This is a genomic window from Ruegeria sp. YTSC230 (assembly GCF_059609665.1).
Genome location: NZ_JBXWMC010000004.1, coordinates 355,453 through 382,108, shown reverse-complemented (window position 1 = coordinate 382,108; position 26,656 = coordinate 355,453). Strand labels below are relative to the sequence as shown.

General features: G+C 58.2%; 31 protein-coding genes and 1 tRNA gene. 18 read left to right on the top strand and 14 right to left on the bottom strand.

Going from position 1 to position 26,656, the window contains the following annotated elements; translation table 11 throughout:
- Window positions 1-743 (bottom strand): hypothetical protein (locus AC2FD9_RS11075; protein WP_496836845.1); only part of this gene is annotated, 743 nt, incomplete at its 3' end.
- 241 nt (window positions 744-984) lie between these two features.
- On the opposite strand from AC2FD9_RS11075, the gene AC2FD9_RS11070 reads away from it, so the two are divergent.
- A complete protein-coding gene (locus AC2FD9_RS11070) occupies window positions 985-1,740 on the top strand; it encodes a 3-hydroxyacyl-CoA dehydrogenase (protein ID WP_496836843.1) in 756 nt (251 codons plus the stop codon).
- A 9-nt stretch (window positions 1,741-1,749) separates the two neighbouring features.
- Window positions 1,750-2,301, top strand: coding sequence for a sugar O-acetyltransferase (locus tag AC2FD9_RS11065; RefSeq protein ID WP_496836841.1), 552 nt, complete (start codon window positions 1,750-1,752; stop codon window positions 2,299-2,301).
- Here AC2FD9_RS11065 and AC2FD9_RS11060 read toward each other — a convergent pair.
- From AC2FD9_RS11060 to AC2FD9_RS11050, 3 genes are all read right to left on the bottom strand, one after another.
- Window positions 2,298-4,106 carry an ABC-F family ATP-binding cassette domain-containing protein gene (locus tag AC2FD9_RS11060; protein ID WP_496836839.1) on the bottom strand — a complete coding sequence of 603 codons (1,809 nt, stop codon included), beginning with the start codon at window positions 4,104-4,106 and terminating at the stop codon, window positions 2,298-2,300. The two genes, AC2FD9_RS11065 and AC2FD9_RS11060, sit on opposite strands and share 4 nt — an antisense overlap.
- 67 nt (window positions 4,107-4,173) lie before the next feature.
- Window positions 4,174-4,908 (bottom strand): GNAT family N-acetyltransferase, encoded by a 735-nt coding sequence (locus AC2FD9_RS11055; protein ID WP_058274496.1) that lies wholly within the window; start codon window positions 4,906-4,908, stop codon window positions 4,174-4,176.
- Between the two features lie 98 nt (window positions 4,909-5,006).
- Window positions 5,007-5,480 carry an outer membrane protein assembly factor BamE gene (locus AC2FD9_RS11050; RefSeq protein WP_058274497.1) on the bottom strand — a complete coding sequence of 158 codons (474 nt, stop codon included), beginning with the start codon at window positions 5,478-5,480 and terminating at the stop codon, window positions 5,007-5,009.
- An 84-nt stretch (window positions 5,481-5,564) separates the two neighbouring features.
- On the opposite strand from AC2FD9_RS11050, the gene AC2FD9_RS11045 reads away from it, so the two are divergent.
- From AC2FD9_RS11045 to AC2FD9_RS11010, 8 genes are all read left to right on the top strand, one after another.
- On the top strand, window positions 5,565-6,101 hold the full coding sequence (locus AC2FD9_RS11045) for a YceD family protein (protein WP_496836837.1): 537 nt from the start codon (window positions 5,565-5,567) through the stop codon (window positions 6,099-6,101).
- A 206-nt stretch (window positions 6,102-6,307) separates the two neighbouring features.
- Window positions 6,308-6,514: a 50S ribosomal protein L32 gene (gene rpmF / locus AC2FD9_RS11040; RefSeq protein WP_037316137.1), complete on the top strand. Its 207-nt coding sequence runs from the start codon at window positions 6,308-6,310 to the stop codon at window positions 6,512-6,514.
- Between the two features lie 24 nt (window positions 6,515-6,538).
- Complete coding sequence (gene plsX, locus AC2FD9_RS11035) at window positions 6,539-7,627, top strand: phosphate acyltransferase PlsX (RefSeq protein WP_058277573.1); 1,089 nt, start codon at window positions 6,539-6,541, stop codon at window positions 7,625-7,627.
- A gap of 21 nt (window positions 7,628-7,648) precedes the next feature.
- Window positions 7,649-8,620: a beta-ketoacyl-ACP synthase III gene (locus AC2FD9_RS11030; protein WP_109311337.1), complete on the top strand. Its 972-nt coding sequence runs from the start codon at window positions 7,649-7,651 to the stop codon at window positions 8,618-8,620.
- Between the two features lie 96 nt (window positions 8,621-8,716).
- Window positions 8,717-9,019, top strand: coding sequence for an integration host factor subunit alpha (ihfA, locus tag AC2FD9_RS11025; RefSeq protein WP_058274526.1), 303 nt, complete (start codon window positions 8,717-8,719; stop codon window positions 9,017-9,019).
- Window positions 9,020-9,037: 18 nt separating this feature from the next.
- Window positions 9,038-9,679 (top strand): MerR family transcriptional regulator, encoded by a 642-nt coding sequence (locus AC2FD9_RS11020; protein WP_496836834.1) that lies wholly within the window; start codon window positions 9,038-9,040, stop codon window positions 9,677-9,679.
- Between the two features lie 61 nt (window positions 9,680-9,740).
- Window positions 9,741-9,817: transfer RNA gene (locus AC2FD9_RS11015), tRNA-Pro, on the top strand.
- A gap of 61 nt (window positions 9,818-9,878) precedes the next feature.
- Window positions 9,879-10,958, top strand: coding sequence for a 2'-deoxycytidine 5'-triphosphate deaminase (locus AC2FD9_RS11010; protein ID WP_282151413.1), 1,080 nt, complete (start codon window positions 9,879-9,881; stop codon window positions 10,956-10,958).
- 52 nt (window positions 10,959-11,010) lie between these two features.
- Here the strand turns inward: AC2FD9_RS11010 and AC2FD9_RS11005 are convergent, their stop codons facing one another.
- The 6 genes from AC2FD9_RS11005 to argS form a co-directional block, all read right to left on the bottom strand.
- Window positions 11,011-11,181, bottom strand: coding sequence for a hypothetical protein (locus tag AC2FD9_RS11005; protein ID WP_159089934.1), 171 nt, complete (start codon window positions 11,179-11,181; stop codon window positions 11,011-11,013).
- A 63-nt stretch (window positions 11,182-11,244) separates the two neighbouring features.
- A complete protein-coding gene (scpB, locus tag AC2FD9_RS11000; protein WP_282151414.1) occupies window positions 11,245-11,901 on the bottom strand; it encodes an SMC-Scp complex subunit ScpB in 657 nt (218 codons plus the stop codon).
- On the bottom strand, window positions 11,894-12,688 hold the full coding sequence (locus AC2FD9_RS10995; RefSeq protein ID WP_058274503.1) for a segregation and condensation protein A: 795 nt from the start codon (window positions 12,686-12,688) through the stop codon (window positions 11,894-11,896). The genes scpB and AC2FD9_RS10995 overlap by 8 nt, the downstream gene beginning before the upstream one ends.
- The gene (gene nagZ / locus AC2FD9_RS10990; RefSeq protein WP_496836831.1) at window positions 12,678-13,685 is read right to left on the bottom strand and encodes a beta-N-acetylhexosaminidase; all 1,008 of its coding nucleotides are present in this window, start codon (window positions 13,683-13,685) and stop codon (window positions 12,678-12,680) included. The genes AC2FD9_RS10995 and nagZ overlap by 11 nt, the downstream gene beginning before the upstream one ends.
- Complete coding sequence (locus tag AC2FD9_RS10985) at window positions 13,682-14,794, bottom strand: SPOR domain-containing protein (protein WP_496836829.1); 1,113 nt, start codon at window positions 14,792-14,794, stop codon at window positions 13,682-13,684. Before AC2FD9_RS10985 ends, nagZ begins: the two co-directional genes overlap by 4 nt.
- A 39-nt stretch (window positions 14,795-14,833) precedes the next feature.
- A complete protein-coding gene (gene argS / locus AC2FD9_RS10980) occupies window positions 14,834-16,579 on the bottom strand; it encodes an arginine--tRNA ligase (RefSeq protein ID WP_058274506.1) in 1,746 nt (581 codons plus the stop codon).
- 131 nt (window positions 16,580-16,710) lie between these two features.
- On the opposite strand from argS, the gene AC2FD9_RS10975 reads away from it, so the two are divergent.
- Window positions 16,711-17,262, top strand: a complete 552-nt coding sequence (locus AC2FD9_RS10975) for a putative pterin-binding protein (protein WP_496836827.1) — start codon at window positions 16,711-16,713, stop codon at window positions 17,260-17,262.
- Here the strand turns inward: AC2FD9_RS10975 and AC2FD9_RS10970 are convergent, their stop codons facing one another.
- Entirely contained in the window at window positions 17,263-18,405 is a 1,143-nt protein-coding gene (locus AC2FD9_RS10970; protein ID WP_496836826.1) for a deoxyguanosinetriphosphate triphosphohydrolase, read from the bottom strand.
- A gap of 76 nt (window positions 18,406-18,481) precedes the next feature.
- On the opposite strand from AC2FD9_RS10970, the gene AC2FD9_RS10965 reads away from it, so the two are divergent.
- Window positions 18,482-18,805, top strand: a complete 324-nt coding sequence (locus tag AC2FD9_RS10965; protein ID WP_058277565.1) for a HesB/IscA family protein — start codon at window positions 18,482-18,484, stop codon at window positions 18,803-18,805.
- Window positions 18,806-18,865: 60 nt separating this feature from the next.
- Window positions 18,866-19,645, top strand: a complete 780-nt coding sequence (gene xth, locus AC2FD9_RS10960) for an exodeoxyribonuclease III (protein ID WP_496735767.1) — start codon at window positions 18,866-18,868, stop codon at window positions 19,643-19,645.
- A 4-nt stretch (window positions 19,646-19,649) separates the two neighbouring features.
- Here the strand turns inward: xth and AC2FD9_RS10955 are convergent, their stop codons facing one another.
- Window positions 19,650-20,801, bottom strand: a complete 1,152-nt coding sequence (locus tag AC2FD9_RS10955; protein ID WP_496836824.1) for an FAD-dependent monooxygenase — start codon at window positions 20,799-20,801, stop codon at window positions 19,650-19,652.
- Between the two features lie 70 nt (window positions 20,802-20,871).
- Window positions 20,872-21,294 (bottom strand): RNA polymerase-binding protein DksA, encoded by a 423-nt coding sequence (gene dksA, locus AC2FD9_RS10950; RefSeq protein WP_058274529.1) that lies wholly within the window; start codon window positions 21,292-21,294, stop codon window positions 20,872-20,874.
- Between the two features lie 372 nt (window positions 21,295-21,666).
- On the opposite strand from dksA, the gene AC2FD9_RS10945 reads away from it, so the two are divergent.
- The 5 genes from AC2FD9_RS10945 to AC2FD9_RS10925 all read left to right on the top strand — a co-directional run bounded on the left by AC2FD9_RS10945 (window position 21,667) and on the right by AC2FD9_RS10925 (window position 25,804).
- The gene (locus tag AC2FD9_RS10945) at window positions 21,667-22,512 is read left to right on the top strand and encodes an AAA family ATPase (RefSeq protein WP_109311345.1); all 846 of its coding nucleotides are present in this window, start codon (window positions 21,667-21,669) and stop codon (window positions 22,510-22,512) included.
- A 116-nt stretch (window positions 22,513-22,628) separates the two neighbouring features.
- The gene (locus AC2FD9_RS10940; RefSeq protein ID WP_496836822.1) at window positions 22,629-23,078 is read left to right on the top strand and encodes a GNAT family N-acetyltransferase; all 450 of its coding nucleotides are present in this window, start codon (window positions 22,629-22,631) and stop codon (window positions 23,076-23,078) included.
- The gene (locus AC2FD9_RS10935) at window positions 23,075-24,442 is read left to right on the top strand and encodes a DUF2927 domain-containing protein (RefSeq protein WP_496836820.1); all 1,368 of its coding nucleotides are present in this window, start codon (window positions 23,075-23,077) and stop codon (window positions 24,440-24,442) included. The genes AC2FD9_RS10940 and AC2FD9_RS10935 overlap by 4 nt, the downstream gene beginning before the upstream one ends.
- A gap of 3 nt (window positions 24,443-24,445) precedes the next feature.
- On the top strand, window positions 24,446-24,616 hold the full coding sequence (locus AC2FD9_RS10930) for a hypothetical protein (RefSeq protein ID WP_186437468.1): 171 nt from the start codon (window positions 24,446-24,448) through the stop codon (window positions 24,614-24,616).
- A 3-nt stretch (window positions 24,617-24,619) separates the two neighbouring features.
- Window positions 24,620-25,804 carry a vWA domain-containing protein gene (locus AC2FD9_RS10925; RefSeq protein ID WP_058274514.1) on the top strand — a complete coding sequence of 395 codons (1,185 nt, stop codon included), beginning with the start codon at window positions 24,620-24,622 and terminating at the stop codon, window positions 25,802-25,804.
- 3 nt (window positions 25,805-25,807) lie between these two features.
- Here AC2FD9_RS10925 and trhA read toward each other — a convergent pair whose 3' ends face one another.
- Window positions 25,808-26,476, bottom strand: coding sequence for a PAQR family membrane homeostasis protein TrhA (trhA, locus tag AC2FD9_RS10920; RefSeq protein ID WP_496696707.1), 669 nt, complete (start codon window positions 26,474-26,476; stop codon window positions 25,808-25,810).
- Between the last annotated feature and the right edge of the window lie 180 nt (window positions 26,477-26,656).

The window sequence follows — 26,656 nt, the reverse complement described above, 5'->3', positions numbered from 1 at the left end:
CCGCCATTTCCGCCGCCGTTGCCGCCGCCATTACCGCCGCCGTTGCCGCCGCCATTTCCGCCGCCGTTGCCGCCGCCATTACCGCCGCCGTTGCCGCCGCCATTTCCGCCGCCGTTGCCGCCGCCGTTGCCGCCGCCGTCTCCACCGCCGCTGCCGCCGCCGTCTCCGCCGCCATTGCCGCCGCCGTCTCCACCGCCGCTGCCGCCGCCGTCTCCACCGCCGCTGCCGCCGCCGTCTCCACCGCCGCTGCCGCCGCCATTTCCGCCGCCGTCTCCACCACCTGGGCCACCTGGTGCTCCGCCGGGACCGCCTGGCGCTCCGCCACCAGACCCGCCGCCAGAGGAGCTACCTCCTCCAGAAGATTCGCCGCCCGAACCATTCTCACCGCTGGAATTGGAACCGCTCCCAGATGACTGGCTGGAATCACGATCTTCGCCATTCGAGGTCACCGCCGCGATCGTTCCAGTTGAAAAATCCGTCAACAATGCGGCCAAACCGGGGCACTGTTGACCAGTTGCAGCCAGTATCGAATCGAAATCGGAGTGCTTCTGCAGCCGGTTCAGGAAACTCGGGGTCACCTGAGTGCAATCACACAGTGTTTGGTAGTCTCCTGCATTTGCTGCGATCCGTGCTGTGCGTGCGTCGCAAACCCCAGATGCAGCTTGCGCTGTGGTCACCAGAAGCGCCCCAACAAACGGAGAGGCCACCAAAGCCGAAACGCTAGATTTCAGTTTAATTCGCATCATTTAGCTCCTTGCGCCTTAACACCCAAGTGCGTCAGGGTCTTCGATTACCAAGTGGGAGCCGCAAATGAAGTGCGGATAAATATCCGCTGAAGATGCGTTAACTTTGGCTCACCACCACTCATTAAACTCGGGCACGACACCAGTTGTGACGGTCCGATAGGCCAAATATACAACATCTATTAGGACCGCCACATAAAAAGTGGCAGAAAAGTGTCAAAATTTTGGAGAGGTATCCGTGATGCAACTATCGACATCCGCGGCAATCATAACTGGCGGCGCGTCAGGTCTGGGCGAGGCAACCGCCCGCTATTTCGCAGAACAGGGCGCGCAGGTGACGCTTCTGGACCGCGACGCTGAGCGCGGCCCAAAAGTGGCCGCAGAGATCGGTGGGCATTTTACAGAAACGGATGTGACAGACGAAACCTCAGTCGCGTCGGCAATTGAGCATGCAAAGGACAAGATGGGCCGCATCACGGTCGCGGTGAACTGCGCCGGGATTGCCTATGGCATCAAGACGGTCGGCAAAGATGGCCCCCACCCTTTGGACGCGTTTCAGCGCACAATCGACATCAATCTGGTGGGAACGTTCAATGTCTCGCGCCTGGCCGCAGCTGAAATGGCTAAGAACGAACCCGAACCGGACGGCGCGCGCGGGGTGATCATCAACACCGCTTCAATCGCGGCCTTCGACGGGCAAAAAGGACAAGCGGCATACGCAGCCTCAAAAGGCGGTGTCGTGGGGATGACGCTGCCAATGGCGCGCGATCTGGCCTCGACCGGAGTGCGCGTAATGACCATCGCTCCGGGAATTTTCATGACGCCGATGCTGGCGGGCCTGCCTGAAGAAGTACAACAACAACTGGCGGCAGATGTCCCAAACCCTGCACGTCTGGGTGATCCGAAAGAATACGGGCGGTTGGCCGGTTTCATCGTCGAGATGGGCTACTTGAACGGAGAAGTCATCCGCATCGACGGAGCCCTTCGTATGCGTTAAGCCTGTCCCATGACAGAGCGGGAAAAGATGCAGTCCGGGCAGTGGTATAACTGCCTGGACCCGGAACTTGAGGCGCTGCGCACCCGTGCCCGGCACGCAGTCCACGCACATAACACCTGCCCGCCAGATGCCTGGGGTGCCATGGCGCCCGAGTTGCAGGCGTTGTTCGCTCGCGTCGGGCCGGATTGCTTACTTGAGGCTCCGTTTCATTGCGCCTACGGGCTTAACATCCACCTCGGCGCGCGTGTCTATTTCAACGCGGGCTGCGTAATTTTGGACACCGCGCAGGTTCGGATCGGTGATGACACGATGTTTGGCCCACACGCACAGATCTATTGCGCGCAGCACGCCAAAGACCCCGTTGAGCGTGCAAAAGGTTTGGAAATCGGGATACCGGTGACCATTGGCCGAAACGTCTGGGTTGGCGGAGGTGCCATCGTGATGCCCGGCGTCACCATCGGCGACAACGCCATTATTGGCGCAGGCAGCGTTGTAACCAAAGACGTCGCGGACGGGGAAACGGTTGTCGGCAACCCTGCCCGACCGTTGACGCGCCGCTAGGGGCCTTCGGCCTTTTCCTCAAGCACCAACCACTCTTCTTCGGCGGCGGCCAGTTTCTCTTGCCGTTCGACCAGCGCCTCAGTCGCCTTCTGGAACTTGACCGGTTCACGGGTGAACAGCTGGGGATCGGACATAAGCTCTTCCAGCTTGCCGATTTCGGCCTCTAGGCGGGCAATCTCGGCAGGCAATTTCTCAAGCCGATGCTTTTCCGAGAAAGACAGTCCGGATTTCGGCTGCGCTTCCTGCTTTTGCTTTGACTTCGAAGTCTTTGCTTTTTCAGCTTTCTTTTCGGCAACGTCATCCCGTTGCGCGATGTAGTCCGACCACCCGCCCGCATAGACGGTCGCGCGGCCATTGCCCTCCATCGCAATCGTGGTGGTGGCAACCCTGTCCAGAAAATCCCGATCATGGCTAACCAGCAGGACAGTGCCGTCATAGTCGTCCAGCAGTTCTTGCAACAGGTCCAGCGTTTCAACGTCCAGATCGTTGGTCGGTTCGTCCAGCACTAAAAGGTTCGAGGACTTGGCCATCAGTTTCGCCAACAGCAAACGCGCTTTTTCGCCACCTGACAATGACTTAACGGCCGCTCTTGCCTGCGCATCATCAAACAGGAATTCCTTGAGGTATCCGACCACGTGCTTTGGCTGGCCACCGACCATCACCTGATCCGCTTTGCCGGAAACCCGCATTTCGGGATCGCCTGTCAGGCTATCCCACAGGGTCATTTCGGGATCCAGCTGCGCGCGAGCCTGGTCGAAAACCGCGATTTCAAGATTGGTGCCCAGCGTCACTGTTCCTTCGTCGGGCTGTTCCTGACCCAGCAACATTTTGAGCAGGGTTGTCTTTCCCACACCATTCGGTCCGACAAAGGCAACGCGATCCCCACGTTGTGCCAACAGATCAAAGTTCCGAACGATCTTCTGCGCGTCAAAAGACTTGGACAACCCCTTGGCTTCAATCACTTTTCGCCCAGACTTTGGTCCGCCTTCCAGCGACATTGCCGCTGATCCTTGACGTTTGATCTGCGCGGCCTTTTCAGCGCGTAAGGCCTGCAAAGCCCGCACCCGGCCTTGATTTCGCTTGCGCCGTGCACTGATACCTTCGACCGCCCATTTGGCTTCAGATTTGATCAGACGATTCAGCTTGTGACGCTGTTGATCTTCTTCTTCCCAAATCTTGTCGCGCCAGGTTTCAAAAGCCTCAAACCCTTGCTCCTGCCGCCGTACCATGCCGCGGTCGATCCACAACGTCGCGCGGGTCAAAGCGCGCAAAAACGCACGGTCATGTGAAATCAGAACGAAGGCTGCGCGGGTCGATCCCAGTTCGCGTTCCAGCCAGGCAATCGCTTCGATATCCAGATGGTTTGTCGGCTCGTCCAGCAGCATCAGGTCCGGCGCTTCGGCCATCAGCTTGGCCAATGCGGCCCTGCGACGCTCGCCACCCGAAGCGGTTTCAATCGGGCGGGAGGGATCGAACTTCAGCCCCTCGCCCGCGCGTTCGACCTTGTACAGCTCACCCGGCTCCAACTCGCTGGACGCGTAATCGCCCAGTGTCGCGAACCCTTCCATGCCGGGGTCCTGCTCCATGTAGCCAACAGATTTTCCGGGCGGCACCACGATGTCACCCTGATCAGGCTCGACTAGACCGGCCATGACTTTCATCAGGGTCGACTTTCCCGACCCGTTTCGCCCAACCAACGCAACTCGGTCGCCCGGCTGAACCACTAGGTCCAGCCCCGAAAACACCGGATCGCCCCCGAAAGTCAGGGAAATGCCGGACATCTGCAACAAAGGAATTCTCGCCATGCCGCCAGCTAAACCGGTGGACACAAAGCGTCAACGCCCCTGTTTCACCTTTTCGAAAATACTCAAACTACCGGACCACTGCGCGCAGCAACCGTTTTCGGGCCGGGGGGATCGCCCCGATCTCAAGCCCGGTGAATACATGCAGCGTATTCATATGCCGATCCACAACCGCATGATCACTGACCCAGCCGCCCATCATCAGATAGGTGCGCAACAATGGAGGCATCCGCAACATAGCCTTTTTCACATCGGGCCTACGCCGCAGGCGAGAGGCAAACTTGAATACATCAGGGGCCTTGACCCGCGGCAACCAACGCTTTGGCGCCAGATGCCGTTGCTTCAACATGGCAAAGGCGTCCAGATACTCGACAGTTTCGGTTCCTGCAAAGGATGAACAGCCGAACAACATCTTGACGTTGTTCTGGTCCACGTAATTGGTCATCGCACCCCAGGCGACCCGCAGGATATCCGGGTCTGTCCATTCCGGGTGAATGCAGAAACGGCCCATTTCGACCATGCGGCCGTCGAACCCTTTGAGGGCAGACAGATCATAGAACTGGGCAGAATAACTGCGGTCAACCTCGGCCCCGTGCTCCATTGTCAGCATTCTGAAACAACACACCAGCCGTCCATCGGAGCGCGAATCTTCAACAAGGATATGCGCGCAGACCGTATCAAATTCATCCCGGTCAATCTGATCCGTCCCAAATGCCAGAGTTCGCAGTTTCTGCGCCGCCTCCACATCCTGTGGTGACTGCGCCAAACGAGCCCGGTATCTGCCCTTGCCCAGCAATAATGCCATGGTCGCATCCTCCGCGGTTGCTGACCTGCTTCATGTTGCAGCGGTTCTACCACAGAACATGTGACTGTCCTGTGACCGTAGCAAGAGGCGGCGCAGACTTAATTCGCGCCCGGAATGTTCGCAGGGTTGAAGTTGCCGATATTGCCCAACAGCTGGCGCAGGAAGCCACGGTTCTGAACGCTGGATTCGGTCACGCGGCGGTCCAGTACCACCACATATCCATCCTCAAGACCAAAACGTTCGATATTCCGCACAACGCCACGCTGGTCAAAGCTAATCGCAACCAGTTCGCGCGACACCACTTCGGGGCGCTTAGGGCCGTAATGGCGCACGCGAGAGCGGACATAGTAAAAACCCGAATCCTTCACCAGCCCGGCAGAGCTGGGCGCTCCGATAGTTTCAACAACGCTGTCGCGGGTATCGACGCCCACTTTGATCTCAGCCAGTTGGTCAGCCGGCGGGACGTATCCGTGATTCTTGAAGATTGGCGTGCAAGCGCCAGCCGCAACCAAACAGGCCGCAAAGACAAGCCTTTTGGACGCCGGTTTCAACCTGTTCACAACCTTCAACATTTACATCCTCTTGCCTTGGGACCTTGCGGACCCTATCCGATTACATAAACCGCAGCCCCGGTTCAACACACGAAAGGGTCACGAATGACGACTAATACATCTCTGCGGGTGGCCGACCTGCCCCAAAACGCGCCCACACCGTTTGATCTGCGCCCCGATAGCAAGGGCCTGGACGCAATCAAAACTGAACTGGGATTGTTGGGTCTGCGCAAGCTCAGCTTTGTGGGTGACGTAAGGGCACAAGGCAAACGCGATTGGATTCTTGCCGGAAAACTGGGGGCGACGGTGATTCAACCCTGTGTCGTGACGCTTGAACCCGTAACCACGCGCATCGATATCCCTGTGTCACGGATCTATCTGAAAGACTGGCAAAACCCCGACGAGCCTGAATTCGAAATCCCCGAAGGCGATGAGACCGAAGCACTGGGCACGGAAATCGACCCCGCATCGGTGATGGTTGAGGCGCTGTCGCTTGCCCTGCCCCAATACCCACGGAAGGACGGCGCAGAATTGGAACAGGCCGGCTATACTGAGCCGGGTAAACAGGCGATGACGGACGAAGACGCAAAGCCGTTTGCCGGACTGGCGAATTTGCGCGATGCTTTGAAAAAAGACGAGTGACATAGGTCTGATTTCCTGTCATAGCAGGCCTCCAGAAAAATCGCTTGAACATGCCGAGAATCGCAGTATTTTCGCGCGCTCAACGGAATTTGGGTTGGACATTGCGGGGCCCGTCCCCTAAACGCGCGTCAAACCACTAGAAAAACGAAGAATGAAACCCGGCCAGCAGCGAATCTGCTGACCCTTAATAGACAAAGGTTGAGACCATGGCTGTCCAACAGAACAAAGTTTCCAAGTCGCGCCGCAACAATCGCCGCGCACATGACGCTCTGGTTGCTGCAAACCCGAACGAATGCGCAAACTGTGGCGAACTGAAGCGCCCGCACCACGTCTGCGCGTCCTGCGGCCATTATGATGACCGTGAAGTCGTCGCTCAGGCCGACGAAATCGACCTGGACGAAGACGCGGCCTAAGCCTCATAACTCGTAGGCCAAGGCATGACGGAACAGCCCACGCAAGCCGGACGGATTACCATCTCGGTTGACGCTATGGGCGGAGATTCGGGGCCCGCGACTGTTGTTGCGGGCATTGCCAAATCGGCAAACAAGAACCCCGATATCGCCTTCGTTCTGCACGGGCCCGAGCAAAAGTTGCGCAAACTTGTCGCCAAACGGCGTGTCCTGCAGGGACGCGTCGTTTTTCGTGATTGCCCCGACGTGGTCACGATGGAGGACAAACCTAGCCAGGTCGTCCGCAGCGGCAAGCAGACATCGATGTGGTCGACGCTGGAAACAGTGCGCAAAGGCGAAGCCCACGGGGCTGTTTCCTGTGGCAATACCGGCGCACTGATGGCGCTGTCGATGATGCGTTTGCGCAAATTGCCGGGTGTAAACCGCCCGGCAATTGCGATTCTGTGGCCCTCGCGCAACCCTCAGGGCTTTAACGTGATGCTGGATGTCGGCGCCGATGTGCGGGCCGACGCCAAGGATCTGCTGCAATATGCATTGATGGGGGCGTCTTATGCCCGCAACGGCATGGCATTGGATCGGCCCCGGATCGGTTTGCTGAATGTTGGCACCGAAGAACACAAAGGCCGGGCCGAACTGAAAGAAGCCCACGCGATGATCTCGGAATTCGCAGAGCAGGCGAATTTTGACTTCGCAGGCTTCGTGGAGGGCAGCGACATTCCCGGTGACAAGGCGGATGTCATTGTTACCGATGGCTTTACCGGAAACGTCGCAATCAAAACCGGCGAAGGCACGGCCAGCCTGATCGGTGACCTGCTGCGCGAGGCCTTCAAATATTCCCCCCTGTCCCGGCTCGCATCGGTTCTGGCCATCACCTCGCTGCAACGGTTGAAGAAACGCATCGACCCACGCCAAGTGAATGGCGGTGTCTTTCTTGGCCTCAACGGAACCGTGGTCAAATCACATGGTGGCGCAGATGCCACCGGAGTTTCGGCAGCGATCAAACTGGCCTTTACCCTGGCCGAGTCCGGTTTCGCCGAAAAATTGGCGGCACGGGTTGCATCGACAGCCCAGCTTGCACAAGATGCCGCGCACGTACCGCCAAAGGCGGGCGAATAACAATAAAGGCAGTACCCCCAAATGGCAGGCCGTTCAGTTGTTGTAGGTGTCGGACACTATTTGCCAGAGCGCATCGTTCCGAATTCCGAATTTGAAAAGACGCTAGATACGTCGGACGAGTGGATCAAAGCTCGCTCGGGAATCGAACGCCGCCACTTTGCCGCTGATGGTGAAACCACGTCCGATCTGGCGACCAACGCTGCTTTGGCCGCCCTGGCCGATGCTGGCCTGAAGGCCGAGGATATCGACGCAATCATCCTGGCGACATCGACTGCTGACCTGACTTTCCCCTCTGCCGCGACGATGGTCCAGGCGCGCCTGGGCATGACCCACGGATTTGCGTTTGACGTGCAAGCCGTCTGTGCGGGCTTTGTTTTTGCCCTCAGCAACGCCAACGCTTTGATCGTGTCCGGTCAGGCCAAACGTGTGCTGGTCATCGGCGCCGAGACGTTTTCGCGCATCATGGATTGGACTGATCGGTCCACTTGCGTGCTGTTTGGCGACGGTGCCGGCGCGTTGATTCTTGAGCTGCAGGACAGCGAAGGAACCGCGCAGGATCGCGGCATTCTGTCGACTGACCTGAATTCTGATGGGCGCTACAAGGATTTGCTCTATGTCGACGGCGGTGTGTCGACCCAATCGACCGGGCATCTGCGGATGCAGGGCAATCAGGTGTTCCGCCACGCGGTCGAAAAGCTGGCCAAAACCGCAGAAACGGCCCTGGGGCGTGCCGGTCTGACCAACGCGGACGTCGATTGGATCGTGCCACATCAGGCCAACATTCGCATCATTCAGGGCACTGCCAAGAAAATGGGCCTGCCGATGGATAACGTTGTCGTGACAGTTCAGGATCACGGCAACACGTCCGCCGCATCGATTCCCCTGGCCCTGTCAGTGGGCAAACAACGGGGCCAGATCAAGACCGGGGATCTGATCGTGACCGAGGCTATCGGCGGCGGCCTGGCATGGGGCGCAGTGGTTCTGCGCTGGTAACCGGCGCAAAACGGCTTACACAGCCTCGTGCAATTCATTGATATTGACAGCGAATTTGCCATCACCATATTCTCTGATATCAACAGGGGAAATGGTATGGGCGAAAAAACACTGACGCGAATGGATCTGAGCGAGGCTGTTTTCCGCGAGGTTGGCCTTTCACGTAATGAAAGTGCTCAGCTTGTCGAAAGCGTCTTGAACCACATGTCGGACGCACTGGTCCAAGGTGAACAGGTCAAGATTTCATCGTTTGGTACGTTCAGTGTTCGGGACAAAACCGCCCGCATCGGCCGTAATCCCAAAACCGGCGAAGAGGTGCCAATTCAGCCTCGACGTGTCCTGACATTCCGCCCGTCGCACCTGATGAAGGATCGCGTCGCCGCAGGGAATCGCAAGTAAATTCGGGACGGAACGGTCATGAGCAAGTCCCCCGACGCCTTTCGCACAATAAGTGAAGTTGCGGACTGGTTAGGCGTTCAGGCTCATGTCCTGCGCTTCTGGGAAAGCCGTTTTAGCCAAGTCAAACCCGTCAAACGCGCGGGTGGCCGCAGGTATTACCGGCCAAATGATATGCGCCTTTTGGGTGGTATCAAAAAGCTGCTGCACGAGGACGGGATCACCATAAAAGGCGTCCAACGCATCCTGCGTGAACAAGGCGTGGCCTATGTTTCCTCGCTGTCGCCCAGCCTGGATGAGCCCGCCGCGCCTGAAAGCGCCCCGGCAGACGATACCGTTGTCGTGCCCTTTTCCGCCAAGCCTGCCACGCCCAGCGATCAGATCGATCTGGATCTGGGCGAACCGGCCCCGGTAGCCGAGGCAACCGCTCCGGCTGAACAAGCCCCTCAGGTCGAAACGCCCCCGCCTGCGCCGCAGCAACCACAAGCAGAGCCACCACAGCCTGCGCCCGAGTATCTGGATGAAGCCCCCCTGATGGGCGGCATCGCCACACAAGCGTGGGAACGGACCGAGTTTGACGACGATCTTTTGCGTCGGATTGCACCAATCGCCAAGGACTTGCGCGCTGTCATCAACCGAATTGAGAACCGGTCGGCAGGATAAGAAAAAAGGCGATGATTTCCTCTTGCCCCCGCCGGGAAAGTCTTTATGAACACCTCAACGTCGGGCTATGGCGCAGCCTGGTAGCGCGTCCGTCTGGGGGACGGAAGGTCGCAGGTTCGAGTCCTGCTAGCCCGACCAAATCACACCGACGTTTATGGCAGACTGGCCAGATCCCGCTCTGGCAACAGAGGGGATCGGAATGACAGGTGTATGCCCAAACCAACAGATCGAGGCGATGATCGGCCGCGGTGAGATCACCGCCAGCCCCGAGGTTATCCCGGCGCAAATTCAACCCGCCAGCCTTGATTTACGTTTAGGTACAGTTGCTTACCGGGTCCGCGCTTCATTTCTATCCGGCGAAGGACGTACGGTCGCGGATCGTCTCGCCGAGTTCGAGATGCACCGCATCGACATCACCGACGGAGCCGTTCTAGAAAAAGGCTGCGTCTATCTGGTGCCGCTGATGGAATCACTGGCCCTGCCCGCCGATACCAGTGCGGTGGCAAATGCCAAAAGCTCGACTGGGCGGCTGGATCTTCTGACCCGCACAATCACCGATGGTGGCACCGAGTTTGACCGGGTACCGGCAGGCTATACCGGGCCGCTTTTTGCCGAGATCTGTCCACGCTCATTCTCGGTTCTGGTGAGACCGGGCATGCGGCTGAACCAGATTCGCTTTCGTCAGGGTCAGGCAGTGCTCAGCGACGCGGAACTGACCGCGTTGCACAACGACTCGCCACTGGTCGACGGACCGGCAGTCATTCAGGATGGGCTGGGGTTCTCGGTCGACCTGCAATTGCCCGACACTGATCTGGTTGGCTATCGGGCCAAACCGCATACCGGTGTGATCGATTTGGACCGGATTGGGGAATATGACCCGCAAGAATACTGGGAAGAGGTGCGCACCACCGATGGCCGCATCATCCTGGACCCCGGCGCATTCTATATCCTGGTTAGCCGCGAGGCGGTCCATATTCCCCCCATGTATGCGGCTGAAATGGCCCCCTACCTTGCAATGGTCGGCGAGTTCCGGGTGCACTATGCCGGATTCTTCGATCCCGGCTTTGGTCACGCCGCGGCGGGCGGTGCGGGATCACGCGGCGTGCTGGAAGTACGCTGCCACGAGGCTCCCTTTGTTCTGGAACATGGGCAGGTCGTCGGGAGGCTGGTCTATGAGAAGATGGCCGAAATGCCCACGCAGCTTTATGGTGCGGGCATCGCGTCGAATTATCAGGGACAGGGGCTGAAACTGTCCAAACACTTCAAGGCTGTTGGTTAACACTTCTTGAACCGGCGCACGTTCAGATTACGCCCTGCGCCGGGCTTATCTGCTAGGCTTGACGGTTGCTGTCGTCATTTGCGCCCGAGTCATGAGGCACAGCCGATCTTTGTTTCGGCTTTCCCATCCGGCCCGCCACATCAAAACCCTTGTCGATTCCTTTGTTGACGACCCGCCGCATGATCTGGCGGATGATCATGTCGATGATGCGATTCATATTCATTGCTCAACTCCTCAGATTGGCCACAACATAGGTGATTCCAACGGCAACAAAAGGGCCAAGTTATCACTCTTCCTCGAACAGCTCGGTCTGGTCCTCATCTTCGCTGTCATCACGCCCTTCGCCCAACGGCATCGTGCCCGGGGGCGGCCGGTTTTCCAGCAACCCAGCAGCCCGCAATTCCTTGAGCCCCGGAAGATCGCGGGCGTTTTCCAACCCGAAATGATCCAGAAACTGTGGCGTCACAACAAAGGTGACCGGACGGCCGGGTGTCATCCGGCGACGGCCCAGACGGATCCACTCCATTTCCAACAGTTGGTCGATTGTACCGCGCGAGACCGAGACGCCCCGGATCTCCTCGATCTCGGCCCGCGTGCAGGGCTGATGATAGGCGACAATGGCCAGCGTTTCGATCGCTGCGCGGCTCAACTTGCGGGTTTCAACCGTTTCCTTTTGCATCAGAAAACCCAGATCGGGGGCGGTGCGAATAGCCCAAGCCTCACCCACACGCACAACACGTACGCCGCGGCCCTCATATCGTTTCTGAAGAATTTCAACCGCTTGCGCCGCATCGCTGCCGTGGGGCATCCGCGCCTCAAGATCGGCGATCGTTACCGGTTCGGAACTGGCGAACAGCACAGCCTCGACCATGCGCTCCTGCTCCGCCAGGGGTGGCGCTTCGAACAGAGTGCCGGTGCCTTCGTCTTGCGGTTCGTCAGTCACGTGTGTCAGTCCTTTTGCGCAAATGGATCGGAGCAAACGTCTCGGTTTGCTTCATCTCCATATGTCCTTCTTTCACCAGCTCAAGCGAGGCAGCAAAGGTCGCTGCAGTGGCCGAGCGGCGACGCACCGGGTCAGCGTCCCAGCCCTCGGGCAGATAGGATTCCATATCCGTCCAAGCCCCGGCAAACCCGATCAGTGGGCGCATCCGCTCTAGCGCCTGTTCCATTGTGAAAACTGAATCGCGGTCCATAACAAAGGGGCGGAACTCGTCACGAGTTCGGATACGGGCGTATCCCTGCATCAGATCCAACAGCGTGGCAGAGTAAGTCACGGTGCGGATACGGGTGATATCCTCACCCTGCCCGCGTTTGAAGAAATCGCGCCCCAGTTGATCACGGGCCATGAGACGCGCGGCAGAGTCGCGCATGGCCTGCAGGCGTTCCAACTGGAACGCCAGGTGAGCGGCCAGTTCCTCGCCCGAGGGGCCTTCGTCATCCGGATCCGGTGGCAACAAAAGCCGGGATTTAAGGAAGGCCAGCCAAGCGGCCATTACCAGATAGTCCGCCGCCAGTTCAATCCGCAGCGCGCGCGCCTTTTCCACAAAGGACAGATACTGCTGCGCAAGCGCGAGAACCGAGATTTTCCGCAGGTCGACCTTTTGGGTTCGCGACAGGGTCAACAATACATCCAACGGACCTTCGAACCCGTCGACATCAACAATCAACGCCTCTGCCGCAAGACGATCCGCGACCGAGGCCGGGTCTTCGCTAAAGAGATTATCGTTCATATACCTGCCCGCCCATTAGGGCAGATAGTTCCGCTTCGGCCGCTTGGATGTCAAGTTCCACAGGCTTCTGTCGCATCGACAACGCCCTTTCCGCGCGCTTTTGCGCTTGCGCGGTCATTTCTCCGGCTGTTTCCAGCACCTTGGCACGCGCGTCAAACGTTCCGTTACAGTGCAGAACCACGTCGCACCCTGCGGCCAGTGACTGACGCGCAATGTCTTCGGGCGCGCCACTCAGCGCTTTCATCGAGATATCGTCGGTCATGATTAGACCGTCAAAACCGATTTTATCGCGGATCAGCCCGATCATCGCAGATGAAATCGTAGCTGGTTGCGGATCAATCCGGTCATAGACCAGATGCGCCGTCATCCCCATCGGCAGATCGTTCAGCGCCCGAAACGGTTCGAAATCCGCTTGCACAAGCTGGTCCTGTGTCAGGTCCACATGCGGCAGATCATGGTGGCTGTCCAGCGTTGCCAATCCATGCCCCGGCATGTGCTTAAGCACCGGCAAAACACCCCCATCCAGATGGCCTTTGGCAACCGCACGCCCAAGAACTGAAACCCGTTTGGGGTCAGAGCCATAACAGCGGTTCTTCAAAAACCCATGGGTATCGTCGCGCGCCAAATCGACCATCGGGGCGCAGTTGCTGTCAATGCCAAGCTCGAACAGCTCTTTTGCGATCAGTCGATACCGCAGGTACATAGCGCGTTCCGCCTGATCCCCTGCGCGGCCCGCATGATCCAGGGGCGGCATCCATTCGCGTGCCAATGGCGCGCGCAGACGCTGCACACGGCCACCTTCCTGGTCGATGGTGATAGGGCAATTGCGCCCTACGGCATCGCGAAAGTCATCGCATAGGGCACGAACTTGTTCAGCTGTATCTATGTTGCGCGCAAACAAAATGAACCCGAATGGGTTCATCTGCTGGAATAGTCTCTTTTCCTCTGACGTCAGGCGCAGCCCTTCGGCATCGGTGATCGCAGCTCCGAATGTCACCGAACGGCAACCGGGATACAGTCTGCACCTTGTGCGACCAGAGCGGCACAGAACTGACGCGAGTCGCTCAGGTCATCAAACCCAAGAACACGCAGACGATAGAATGTCCGCCCGCCGCTTGAGGTTTTCTGGATAACACGTTGTTTTCCAGCCATATACTCACCAAAACGGCCATTCATGCGATCCCATTCCGCACGGGCCACATCCGAGCTTTCATACGCACCCAGCTGGGCCATGCGCGTGCCTTTGGACAGGGTATTCGGATCCACGTCAACGCCAACGGCGGCTTTGACAGCGGCGTTGATCGCAGCTTCGGTACTGCTGTTGGATGAAATCCCGCTTGGCGTCGCTCGGGCTGGCCGCGTGGACGGACGCAGGGACCGGCGAACACCGGGCAGTGCCGCCAGTTCCGGGTCCGGTAATTGTGCGGCCAGATCAGCAGGATCAATGGCGGGCTCTTCCTCGGGCAGTGCCAACGAGGCGAGCTGTACGCCCTGCTCTGCCGGTTCATCCGCTTTTGCCGCTCCACCGGCCAATTCTGCAACCAGGGCATCGACTGTATTCTGGCGCAGCTGCGCGGCCTCTTGATCCGAGATCTCTTCTTCGACGACATGCACGGCCTGCGTCGGCTTCAGCGGTTCAACAGGCGTATCTTCGTCTGTCAGCGAAACCGGGCGCGGCGCAAGGATCAGGCGATCTGCTGGCGGCGCTGCCGTTCCAACGGCTGCCACCGCATTGACGGCCAGACCCTGGTGATCGGCCGGGGTGCCGCCCGGGTTTTCCGGCTGAATGCGCATTGGCCCTTCGATGGCGCGAACTACAGGCACGCCACTAACGTCGCGCATCACCAGTTTGAAGCCCCAGACGCCGATCCCGGCGACCAATGCCAGCGACGCTACTGCACCCATGACGTTGACGATACGGCCTAACCCTGCCCCTCGCGGAGCCTGTTCATAGCCATAGGAGTCGTCGGGATACTCATACCCATCCTCAGGATGCGGCTGATTCGTGTAATGCATCTCCTCGGGGCGCATCTGCCCCGAGTAATCGTAACTTGCCATGTCCGCCTCACCGCCCGATTGCGCCTTAAAAAGTGGCGCGCGGGTCATTTCTTGCCTACCTCGTACCGGCGCGTCGGGCGGTGTTAGTTACCGCATCTCCTGCGCCGGAGTGACGCCAAGAATACCCAAGCCCGCTGAAATCACAACAGAAACGGCCCGGGCCAATGCGATTTTTGATTGGCTTGTGGCAACATCGCCATCCTGAATGAATCGCAGTTGCGTTTCATCGTTGCCCTTATTCCAAAGCGCGTGGAAGTCACCCGCCAGCTCATACAGGTAAAAGGCAACCCGATGCGGTTCATTGGTGCGTGCGGCAATTTCGATCAGACGCGGCCATTCAGCCAGCTTTTTGGCCACCGTCAGCTCTGAGGCATGGTCGATCTTGCCAAGATCAGCACCCTTGAGAGTCGCGTCATCCGTAGCGATTTCCGCCTCGGCGGCACGGCGCAGCACGCTCATGACACGGGCATGAGCGTATTGCACGTAGAACACAGGATTCTCGCGGCTTTGTTCCAACACCTTGTCGAAATCAAAGTCCAACGGCGCGTCGTTCTTGCGGGTCAGCATTACGAACCGGGTCACGTCCGGGCCAACCTGATCTACCACATCGCGCAGAGTGACAAAGTTCCCTGCCCGCTTGGACATCTTGAACGGCTCGCCATTCTTCCACAGCTTTACCAGCTGCGTCAGCTTGATATCCAACGGCACCTTGCCATCGGACAGGGCCGAAACAGCTGCCTTCATCCGTTTGACATAGCCGCCATGGTCCGCACCAAACACGTCGATCAGCGCATCAAAACCACGGGTCACCTTGTCATAGTGATAGGCGATATCCGGGGCGAAATAGGTCCAGCTGCCGTCCGATTTCTTGACCGGCCGATCGACGTCATCACCATGCTCGGTCGATTTGAACAGGGTTTGCTCGCGCGGCTCCCAATCCTCGGGCTTTTTACCTTTGGGTGGTTCCAGCACACCTTCGTAGATCAAGCCCTTATCGGTCAGGGACTTAAGCGCAGCCTCGATCTTTCCGGTGCCATAAAGCGATTTTTCGGAATAGAACACATCCATCTCAACACCCAACGCCTTCAGGTCGGCGCGGATCAGATCCATCATTGCATCGGTCGAAAACTCGCGCAGCTCTTCCAGCCACTCGCTTTCCGGCTTGTCGATCAGGCTGTCGCCGTATTTCTCCTTCAGCGCCTCGCCGATCGGGATCAGATAGTCACCAGGGTACAGCCCCTCGGCGATCTCGGGGCTCAGCCCGTTGGCCTCGCGATAGCGCTCATACGCGGACCGCGCCAGTACATCTACCTGCGCGCCCCCGTCGTTGATGTAGTATTCACGTGTCACGTCATGGCCCGAATACGCCAGCAAGCTTGCCAGCGCGTCACCGAACACGGCACCACGCGTATGGCCCACATGCAGCGGGCCTGTGGGGTTTGCCGAGACATACTCGACGTTGACCTTCTGGCCATGCCCCATGTTGGAACGGCCATAATCCGTGCCCTTTTCCAGCACAGCGGCCAGAACGCTCTGCCACACCGACGCCGCAAGCCGCAGGTTCAGGAACCCCGGTCCGGCCACTTCAGCACTGGTTATCCGGTCATCCGCCGCCAGCTTCCCAGCCAACACATCGGCAATGTCGCGCGGCTTCATCTTGGCCGGTTTCGCCAGCACCATCGCGGCGTTGGTTGCCATGTCGCCATGCGCTGCATCACGCGGCGGTTCGACTGCCACGTTGTCAAAACTCAGCCCCTCGGGCAATGCGCCTTCGGACTGCATCTGCGCCAGCGCGTCCAGCACGAGGCCGCGGATCTCGGAAAACAGGTTCATTTCGGATGTCCTTTTGCTTGCCCGGCGGTTTACCACGCAAAGCGGCAAGGTCAATGGAAGCGATCAGTTTGGGCTTGGATTAGCGGTAGACTCAGCTAACGTCGGTGGAAATTCAAGCCGGAGACACCCCTATGCGCTTTGCCCTGCCCATCGCCTTTGTTCTGACCTCTGCCCTGCCGCTTTGGGCCGACATGCCTGAACCGCAAGGCCATGTACTTTTGACCCTTGGCGGAGCAGTCCCGGAAACTAACCTGCCAGCCCGCGGTGAAAACGATGGCGGTCTGCTGGGATATTTGGAGGTTCAGCACGACGGAGCCGCGGGCTTTGATGCGGCCATGTTGGACGGACTGGAGCAGGTTGAAATCACTATTCCTTACGGCCCGGAAGACAATCAGAGAGACATCGCCTTTTCCGGGCCACGCTTGTCGGACCTGTTGATCATGGCCGGGGCCGAAGGAAAAACCGCCAAGCCAATGGCCATGGATGGCTATCAGTCTGAAATTCCTTGGGACAGCATCACCGCCCATCAACCCATCGTCGCGACCCATGCCGATGGCTCACCGATGGGTGTTGGCGGCTATGGCCCCACTATGATCGTCTTCCCCCCGACCGATGACCCCGACCTGGCCGCCGAACAGTCGGGCCAGCAGGTCTGGGCGCTGGCCTATATCGGGATAGAGTGATCAGGTACCAGCCAGCCTTGCATGATCCTGCAGGGCAAATCGGTCGGTCATTCCTGCAATGTAGTCCGAGACAATCCGCGCCAGCGCTGTTTCATCGCTGGCCGCCTCAATATCCTCATGCCAGCGCGCGGGCATCTGTTTCGGATCGCTCATGTAGATTGGGAACAGATCTTCCACGACTTTGCTAACCTCGGCGCGCACGTCCATGACGCTGGGCGCGCGGTACATCTGCTTGAACAAAAAGGCGCGGATTTCCCTGAGTTGCGCCCACAAGCCACCCGAGAACTGGATCACCGGATAACCAAGATTGCGAATTTCCTCGACGGTCTCCGCGCCCGAACTCGTGATCAGCCCACGCGACGTGACAATCACATCGGAAACCATGACGCCGAAAACACGGCGCAGCGCCTCATGCCGGCGACGATAAGAATCCAAACCCGGATATCTCCGATCCACCTCGGCATAGCAGTCACCGACGATAGGTAATTGCCCGATTTCATCATCCGTGAACAGACCCGCCCTCAACCCGTCCAACAGGTCATGGTTGTTATAGGCTATGTCATCCGAAAGGGCGGCAACTTGTGCTTCGGCACCGGCATGAGTGTACAGCTCCAGATCGAAACTCGCGTTGCACTCGGCCAGTGCCCACGGCAAATCACCGGTGACCGGCCCGTTATGCTTGGCGATCCCCTCTAGGCACTCCCATGTCAGGTTGCATCCGTCAAACTCGGCATAGTGGCGTTCCAGCTTCGTGACGATGCGAATGGCCTGTGCGTTGTGGTCAAATCCGCCGTAAGGCTCCATGAGCGCATGTAGGGCATCTTCGCCCGTATGTCCGAACGGTGTGTGTCCCAGATCATGCGCCAACGCCACGGCCTCGGTCAGTTCGCCGTTCAAGCCCAAAGCTCCGGCGATTGTTCGCGCGACCTGTGCAACTTCGATAGAATGGGTCAGGCGCGTGCGATAGCTGTCGCCCTCGTGCTCTACAAACACTTGTGTCTTGTGCTTAAGCCGCCGAAACGCGCTGGCGTGAATGATCCGGTCCCTGTCGCGTTGAAAGCATGACCGGAAACTGCTTTCCTCCTCTGGCACAAGCCGCCCCCTGGCGCGGCCTGGGTTCGAGGCAAAACCCGCTATGTTCAAAGGCCTTGTCCTTGTCGCCTGTCCTTGCACTTTCTATATTGTAAGGCGTAAAGGAAATAAACCTTTGGAGTTTGGCATGAATCTGCCCCCCACAGTTACAGAACGCGCCTTTGAACGTCTCGCCGAGATCGGTGCAGCCGATCAGGGACAAGCCCTGCGCGTCGCTGTGGAAGGCGGCGGATGTTCCGGATTTCAATACGAAATCGCACTGGACGAACCGAAAGAAGACGACCTTGTGCTGGAAGGCAAAGGCCAGAAAGTGATCGTCGACGCGATTTCGTTGCCGTTTCTGGAAAACGCGGTGATCGATTTTACGCAGGAACTGATCGGCGCGCGGTTTGTGATCGAGAACCCCAACGCAACCTCATCCTGCGGCTGCGGCACTTCATTTTCAATGTGACCTTGCCCTGCCAGCGCGGTTGAGGGATAGATCAACCGGCAGCCAGCCGGAGGATCGCGCATGAAAATCGCCACGTTCAACATCAACGGCATCAAAGCGCGGGCCGAAGCCCTGCCCCGTTGGCTGGATGACGCGCAGCCGGACGTTGTGCTGCTGCAAGAAATCAAGTCGATCGACGAGAATTTTCCCCGCGAACTGTTTGAAGAGCGCGGCTACAACGTCGAAACCCACGGGCAAAAGAGCTTCAACGGTGTGGCGATCCTGTCCAAGCTGCCACTTGAAGATGTGACTCGGGGCCTTCCTGGTGACGACGAGGACGAACAGGCCCGCTGGATTGAGGCGACCGTCATTGGCACAAAAGCCCTTCGGATCTGCGGTCTGTACCTGCCGAACGGAAACCCGGTGCCGGGTCCGAAATACGAATACAAGCTGTCCTGGATGGAGCGGCTATATGACCGCGCGCGCGATTTGCTGGCGAGCGAAGAGCCCGCGCTGATGGCTGGCGATTACAACATCATCCCGCAGGCCGAAGACGCCAAACGTCCAGATGCGTGGCGCGAGGATGCTCTGTTCCGGCCGGAAAGCCGCGCCGCGTTTCGCAAGATCCTGAATCTGGGGTTCACGGAAGCGTTCCGCGCCGTCACCCAAGGTCCTGAGCATTATTCGTTCTGGGACTACCAGGCCGGTGCCTGGAACCGGAATGACGGGATCCGTATCGACCATTTCCTTCTTACGCCGCAGGCCGCCGATCTGTTGCGCGATTGCAGGATTGATGCCGAGATACGCGGGCATGAAAAGCCCTCGGACCATGTCCCCGTCTGGGTCGACTTGGACCTGTGAAACCTCAGGCCGTCGCGTCGTAGCTGTAAATCCAGTCGTATTTCCGGGACAATCGTGGCCCTACCGCCATCAGAGCCGCCTGTGCGGCCAGCCGCATCGGGCCGCGCAGGTGGAAATTTCGGGCGTTGGCACCGGCCGCAGAAACCACCCGCTGCGCCCTTCGATGACGGCGGGTTTCATAGGTGGACAGCGCCTGCTCTATCCCGGATTGGTCATCAAAAGATCGGGCCAGGACCCACGCATCTTCAAGCGCAAGGCAGGCACCCTGCGCCATAAATGGGAGTGTCGGGTGAGCCGCATCCCCTAACAATGCAATGCGCCCGTTCTGCCAGCGTTCTGCGACTGGTCGCAGAAACAACGCCCAGATGTGGGGTTCCTGTACCTGCCCCAGAATTTCCCCGACCACGCCGCCAAAGTCGGAAAATCGAGCGCGCAGTTCCTCGGGGTCGCCGCGTCGGCGCCAGCCTTCTTCCCGCCAGTCGGATCGTTCCTCGATCGCGACGACGTTCATCAGTGTGTGGTCGCGCAGAGGATACGTAACAACATGCCGGCCCGGTCCCATCGTCAGAACGGCGCAGGGTTTGTGATCGCGACGCGCCCAAGGAATCGTCGCCCGCCAGGCCACCTGATGGGTGAATTTCGGTGCTTCGGGCCCGTTCATGTCTACCCGGATCGTGCTTCGCCCACCGTCGGCGGCAATCGCACAATCAACGAGCAGGCTTGTACCATTTTCCAGAACAATCTCGGCTTCGGAGGGATGTTTGCGCACCTGCGCAACTCGTGCGCCCAGTCGAAACTCAACACCGTCCCGAAGCGCTGCTTTGTGCAACAATTCCACCAGGTCAGCACGATGGTAGTAATAGGTAGGTCCAGCGACCGGTGCCGGTATCTCGCTAACAGACCGCCCTGTCCGGTAGTCGCGCAGCACCGTTCCGTAGGACCGCTGGCCCGCCTCGGGTGTTTCACCCACAACGTTCAGGGCACGCAGCACAACCATTCCGTTGGCGCTGATCTGCAAGCCGGCGCCAACCTCGGTCAATTCAGCTGCCTGCTCAAAAACCACAACCTGAGCGCCGCGTTGCCGCAACGCCAGAGCGGCGGCGATCCCACCGATACCACCGCCGATGATGCCAAATTTCAGACCGTTGATATTCATATCACTGGCTTAAAGCAAAAACGCCGGAGCAAAAGACCCCGGCGTTTGAGAATTCTGATTTTTCCAGCGATCAATCGTCGCGGTGGACCTTTTCGCGGCGCTCGTGGCGTTCCTGCGCCTCAAGCGTCATGGTCGCAATCGGGCGCGCATCCAGACGCTTCAGCGAAATCGGGTCGCCCGTTTTCTCGCAATATCCGTATTCGCCTTCGTCGATCCGGCGCAGGGCCGAGTCAATCTTGGCCACCAGCTTGCGCTGGCGATCACGTGTCCGCAGTTCCAGCGCACGGTCAGTTTCCTCGCTTGCGCGGTCTGCGACGTCCGGAATGTTGCGAGTGTTGTCCTGCAGCCCTTCGATCGTATCGCGGCTGCCTGCCAAAAGTTCAGTTTTCCAATCCAGCAGCTTACGACGAAAATACTCTAACTGCTTGTCGTTCATGAATGGTTCGTCTTCGGCTGGACGATAATCCTCTGGCAGAAATACTTCCTGCTTCATTTTTGCTCCCTCGGTGTGGCCTGCAACGCCGGTCACCTTTGCTTCACCTGACATGCGGCAATCCCCTTCTGCGGAGCGTTTATCCGACAGCGGGGGGAATGTCACTATGGAAACTTAGCCCGGCTGCGTGCTGTTTCAGGTCGTCTAAATATGAGACTTAAAACAACAAATCCTTGTTTTTCTGTGAAAATTGACAGGCATTTTTTGGGCGTTCCCAAAATCGTCGCGCCCTATGTTGGCACCCGAATCAACCAAAGGCATTGGAGTCGCACGTCAATTTCGCGCTGCACGACGTTGCGACCTGTCTTGTCAAATTTTTCACCCCACTATAACCCCAAAGACACATGCCGCGCGATATTGAATGAGGGGCCCATGACCGCACGTTTCCAAGGTACAGCCGAATATGTTGCCACCGATGACCTGACAATTGCAGTGAATGCCGCCGTTACGCTGGAACGTCCCCTGCTGGTCAAGGGTGAACCCGGAACCGGCAAGACCGAACTGGCCAGACAGGTAGCAGGCGCGCTGGGGCTGAAGATGATTGAGTGGAACGTGAAATCCACCACCCGCGCGCAGCAAGGCCTGTACGAATATGACGCGGTCAGCCGCCTGCGCGACAGCCAATTGGGTGACGAGCGCGTACATGACGTGTCGAACTATATTCGCAAGGGCAAACTGTGGCAGGCCTTTGAGACCGATGAAAAGGTCGTGCTGCTGATCGATGAGATCGACAAGGCCGATATCGAATTTCCCAATGATCTGTTGCAAGAACTCGATAAGATGGAGTTCCATGTCTACGAAACCGGGGACACCATCAAAGCCAAAAACCGCCCCATAGTGATCATCACCTCGAACAACGAAAAGGAATTGCCCGACGCGTTCCTGCGGCGCTGTTTCTTCCACTATATCCGCTTCCCGGATGAGGCGACCATGCGCCGTATCGTCGACGTGCACCACCCGGGCATCAAGGATGCATTATTGACCACAGCGCTGACCCAGTTTTACGAAATCCGTGAAACGCAGGGGCTGAAAAAGAAACCATCGACCTCGGAAGTGCTGGACTGGCTCAAGCTGTTGCTGGCCGAAGACCTGACCGCCGAAGACCTCAAACGCGACGGGGCCAATGCGTTGCCCAAGTTGCACGGCGCTCTGCTGAAAAACGAGCAGGACGTTCACTTGTTTGAGCGTCTCGCCTTCATGGCACGCAGCAAACGCTGAGAAATTTGAACACTTGGTGATCCCCGCTTGCCTTGCGGGGGGCCCGGTGTCAGCATTGGCCAAAAGGCCGTCCGACGCCGTCGGGCAGTTCGGCCTGACGACATAGGAGCCATTGCTTGTCTGACACCTTCAATATCCGGGCGCTGCTGCCCGAAGATCGCGCCGAATGGGCCGAGATGTGGCGCGACTATCTGGCGTTTTATGAAACGACCGTGCCGGATCAGACATATGACAGCACCTTCGCACGATTGCTTGCGGATAATCCCAATGATTTTTCTTGTTTCGTTGCCGAAGCGGATGGTCATCTTGTAGGCCTGACCCATTACCTTTTTCACCGCCATGCGTGGAAAGAGGAAAGCGTTTGCTACCTGCAAGACCTGTTCGCCCGGCCCGAGGCGCGCGGAACTGGTGTTGGCCGCGCGTTGATTCAAGCGGTGTATGATGAGGCCGACCAGCAAGGCGCACCGTCCGTCTATTGGCTGACGCAAGAGTTCAATCACACAGCGCGCAAGCTCTATGATCGGATCGGCAAGCAAACGCCCTTTATCCGGTATCAACGCCCATGATCAGGGTCGCTGCGGTCCTGTTTGGCTTTGCCGTCGCCGGATGCACCGCGGTCACCACCCCTGAACCGCCAACACGCGTTAAGGCGATCGAGGCAAACCTGCCGCCCGCCAAAGCGTTCACGTCAACCCGACCCAGACCACCCGCCCGGTCGAACGCTAATATTGCAGCCGATTTCCTTTCTTTGCACTTCGCGCTCGAAGGCGGCGCCACCCTGCCCGTCTTCACGCGGTTCGAGGGCCCCATCACCGTTCGGCTTACGGGATCACCCACACCGTCAATGCAGCGCGATCTGGCCCGGTTGTTGACGCGTCTGCAACGCGAGGCCGGGATCGACATTCGCCAGATAACGGATGGCCAGGCCAACATAACAATCGAGGCCGTTAGCCAGGAGCAGATACAGCGCATCCTGCCGCAAGCCGCCTGTTTCGTGGTTCCCAACGCATCCAGCTTTGAGGAATATCGACAGGACCGGCGCAAACGGAAGAGCAGTTGGACCGCGCTGCGCAGCCGCGAACGGCTGGGCATTTTCATTCCTTATGACGTGAGCCCGCAGGAAAAGCGCGACTGCCTGCACGAGGAACTGGCACAGGCACTGGGGCCACTGAATGATCTGTACCACCTGCCGGATTCGGTGTTCAACGACGACAACATCCACACCATTCTGACCGGTTTTGACATGCTGATCCTGCGCACGGCTTATTCGCCCCAACTGCGCAGCGGAATGACGCGTGAGCAAGTCCAGGCGGTCCTGCCCGGCATCCTTAGCCGGCTGAACCCACGCGGCGACACTTTGCCGGCGCAACCTGTTTCGGACACACCGCGCGAGTGGATCAACGCCGTCCAAAAGTCGCTTGGATCAAGGCCAAGCACACGCAACCGGGTGAAAGCCGCGGAAAGAGCGGTTCAGATCGGGCAGGAAAAGGGCTGGACCGACCATCGACGGGCATATCCGCATTATATTCTTGGCCGCATGGCGCAATTCGACAATCCGCAAGAAGCGATCCGACAATACGAAACTGCGATGCAATTTCTGCGCTCTGCTCCGGGAACTGAAATTCATCAGGCCTATGTGACCACGCAAACCGCGGCCTTCGCGCTTTCACAGGGAAAAGGACCAGAGATTCTGCCCGAACTGGACAAGGCAATTGCTGTCATGTCGCGGGCTGAAAACGCCTCTCAATTGGCCACTCTGTTACTGTTGAAATCCGAAGCGCTCAATCAGGCCGGACGCTCGAAACAGGCACGTACCGTCAGGCTGGACAGTCTGGCATGGGCGCGATACGGCTTTGGCTCGGAAGTCGTGGTCCGGTCGCTGATGCAGGAAGTTGCCGAAGGTCCGTCCACCAACAACAGAGGCGGGTAACGCATGGTCGTAGTTTTGGGAATGGCGTTATTGGGGGCGATCCTTGGCGCGATGAAGGCTCGCAAACGCAATGGCAGCGGCGCGGATATTGCCCAATATGCGGCCGGTTACGGCATCGCATTTGCCATTGTAGGTCTGGTGCTTTCCCTGATCCTGGTTCGTTTGGTGGGTTAACGCATGTTTCTGCCCTTTTTCGAAAACCTCCGCAAAGCTGGCATTCCCGTATCACTACGCGAGTATCTGACTTTTCTGGAAGGCATGAAAAAGGGTCTGGCGACCTATGATGTCGAGGCGTTCTATTACCTCGCCCGCGTGTCGATGGTGAAGGACGAGCGCAATATCGACAAGTTCGATCAAGCTTTTGCCGCCAGCTTCAAAGGTCTGGAAGAGATCAGCTTTGATCAGGTGCTCGAAGCTGTCGATATCCCTGCCGAATGGCTGGCCAAGATGGCCGAGAAACACCTTTCAGACGAGGAAAAAGCCGAGATCGAGGCCATGGGCGGCTTTGAAAAACTGATGGAGACGTTGCGCGAGCGTCTCAAGGATCAGGAAGGCCGCCACCAGGGTGGCAACAAGTGGATCGGCACCGCCGGGACGTCGCCGTTCGGGGCTTATGGCTATAATCCCGAAGGTGTGCGGATCGGCCAGAAGGAAAGCCGTCATCAGCGCGCCGTAAAAGTGTGGGACAAGCGCGAATTCAAGAACCTGGACGACACGGTTGAACTGGGTACGCGCAATATTAAGGTCGCGCTGAAGCGCCTGCGTCGCTGGGCCCGCGAAGGTGCGGCCGAGGAACTGGATCTGGACGGCACCATCCGCGCCACCGCCGAACATGGCTATCTCGACGTCAAAACCCGCCCCGAGCGTCACAACGCAGTCAAAGTGCTGTTGTTTCTGGATGTGGGCGGCTCGATGGATCCACATATCAAAGTTGTCGAAGAGCTGTTTTCCGCTGCAAGAACCGAGTTCAAACATCTGGAATATTACTATTTTCACAACTGCCTGTATGAAGGCGTCTGGCGTGACAATCACCGCCGATGGGATCAACAGACCCCGACCCACGAAGTACTGCGCACCTATGGTTCAGACTACAAGTGCATCTTCGTCGGCGACGCCTCGATGAGCCCTTATGAGATTGCCTATCCCGGCGGCGCGAACGAACATTGGAACAAAGAAGCCGGTCAGGTCTGGCTGCAACGTGCGCGCGAGCAGTGGACATCAAACCTGTGGATCAATCCGGTGCCGGAAAAGTACTGGGAATACACCCATTCCATCGGCATGATCCGCGAGGTTTTCGAGGACCGCATGGTGCCGATGACGCTGGCCGGTTTGGAACAGGGGATGCGGGAACTGACCCGCTGACCGTCATATCTGCAGGACCGGCGCCCAGGCAATACGGAACGAAACCGCAAGGAAAAACAACACGCTGCCTGTCAGAACGAAGACATGCCAGATTGTGTTGTGGAACGGCAACCAATCCAGAAGATAAAAGGCGATGCCTGCGGTATAGACGATGCCTCCGGTGATCATCAGCGCCACAACAGGCTTCGACAAGTCGGCCAGCAGCGATTGACCCGCCCAAACGGACGCCCATCCCATCAACACATACAGCGCCAAACCAAACCAACGGAACCGGTGCGGGTCGATCATTTTCAGGATTGATCCAAGGGTTGCAGATGACCAAAGACCGATCATGAGTCCGGTCATTGGGGCACCGGAAAGCAAGATGAATGGCGTGTAAGTACCTGCAATTTTTACATAAATTCCCGAGTGATCGAGGCGGCGTAGCAGCTCACTCCATCGATCAGATTGCACCATGTTGTACAAAGCCGAAAACGACAGCATCAGTATGAGCGTGAAGCCGTAGACCGAGACCCCAAGAACAGCGGCAGGCTCGGTCCGGTATAAGGCGGTCAACGCGATCAGCGACGGAACGGCAACGATAGCCGCAGTGACGCCAAGGACATGAACAACGCCATCACTGACACGTTCAGCCCTGCTATAGGCCGGGCGGATATCGGCAAATGACCACATAATTTCAAAGTTATGGCGCAACCTGCTCTGCGACAAGTCAGGCAGCCGCGGTATTTCACCTGTTCACCTCAGTTTGATTGCCCTCAAGCGGGTTACCGGCGGCGATTTTCTTTTGCGCAGTGGGCCGTTGGAAGCAATGGACAAAAATCTTGTTATTTAACGCGGAGTTTATGACACTGG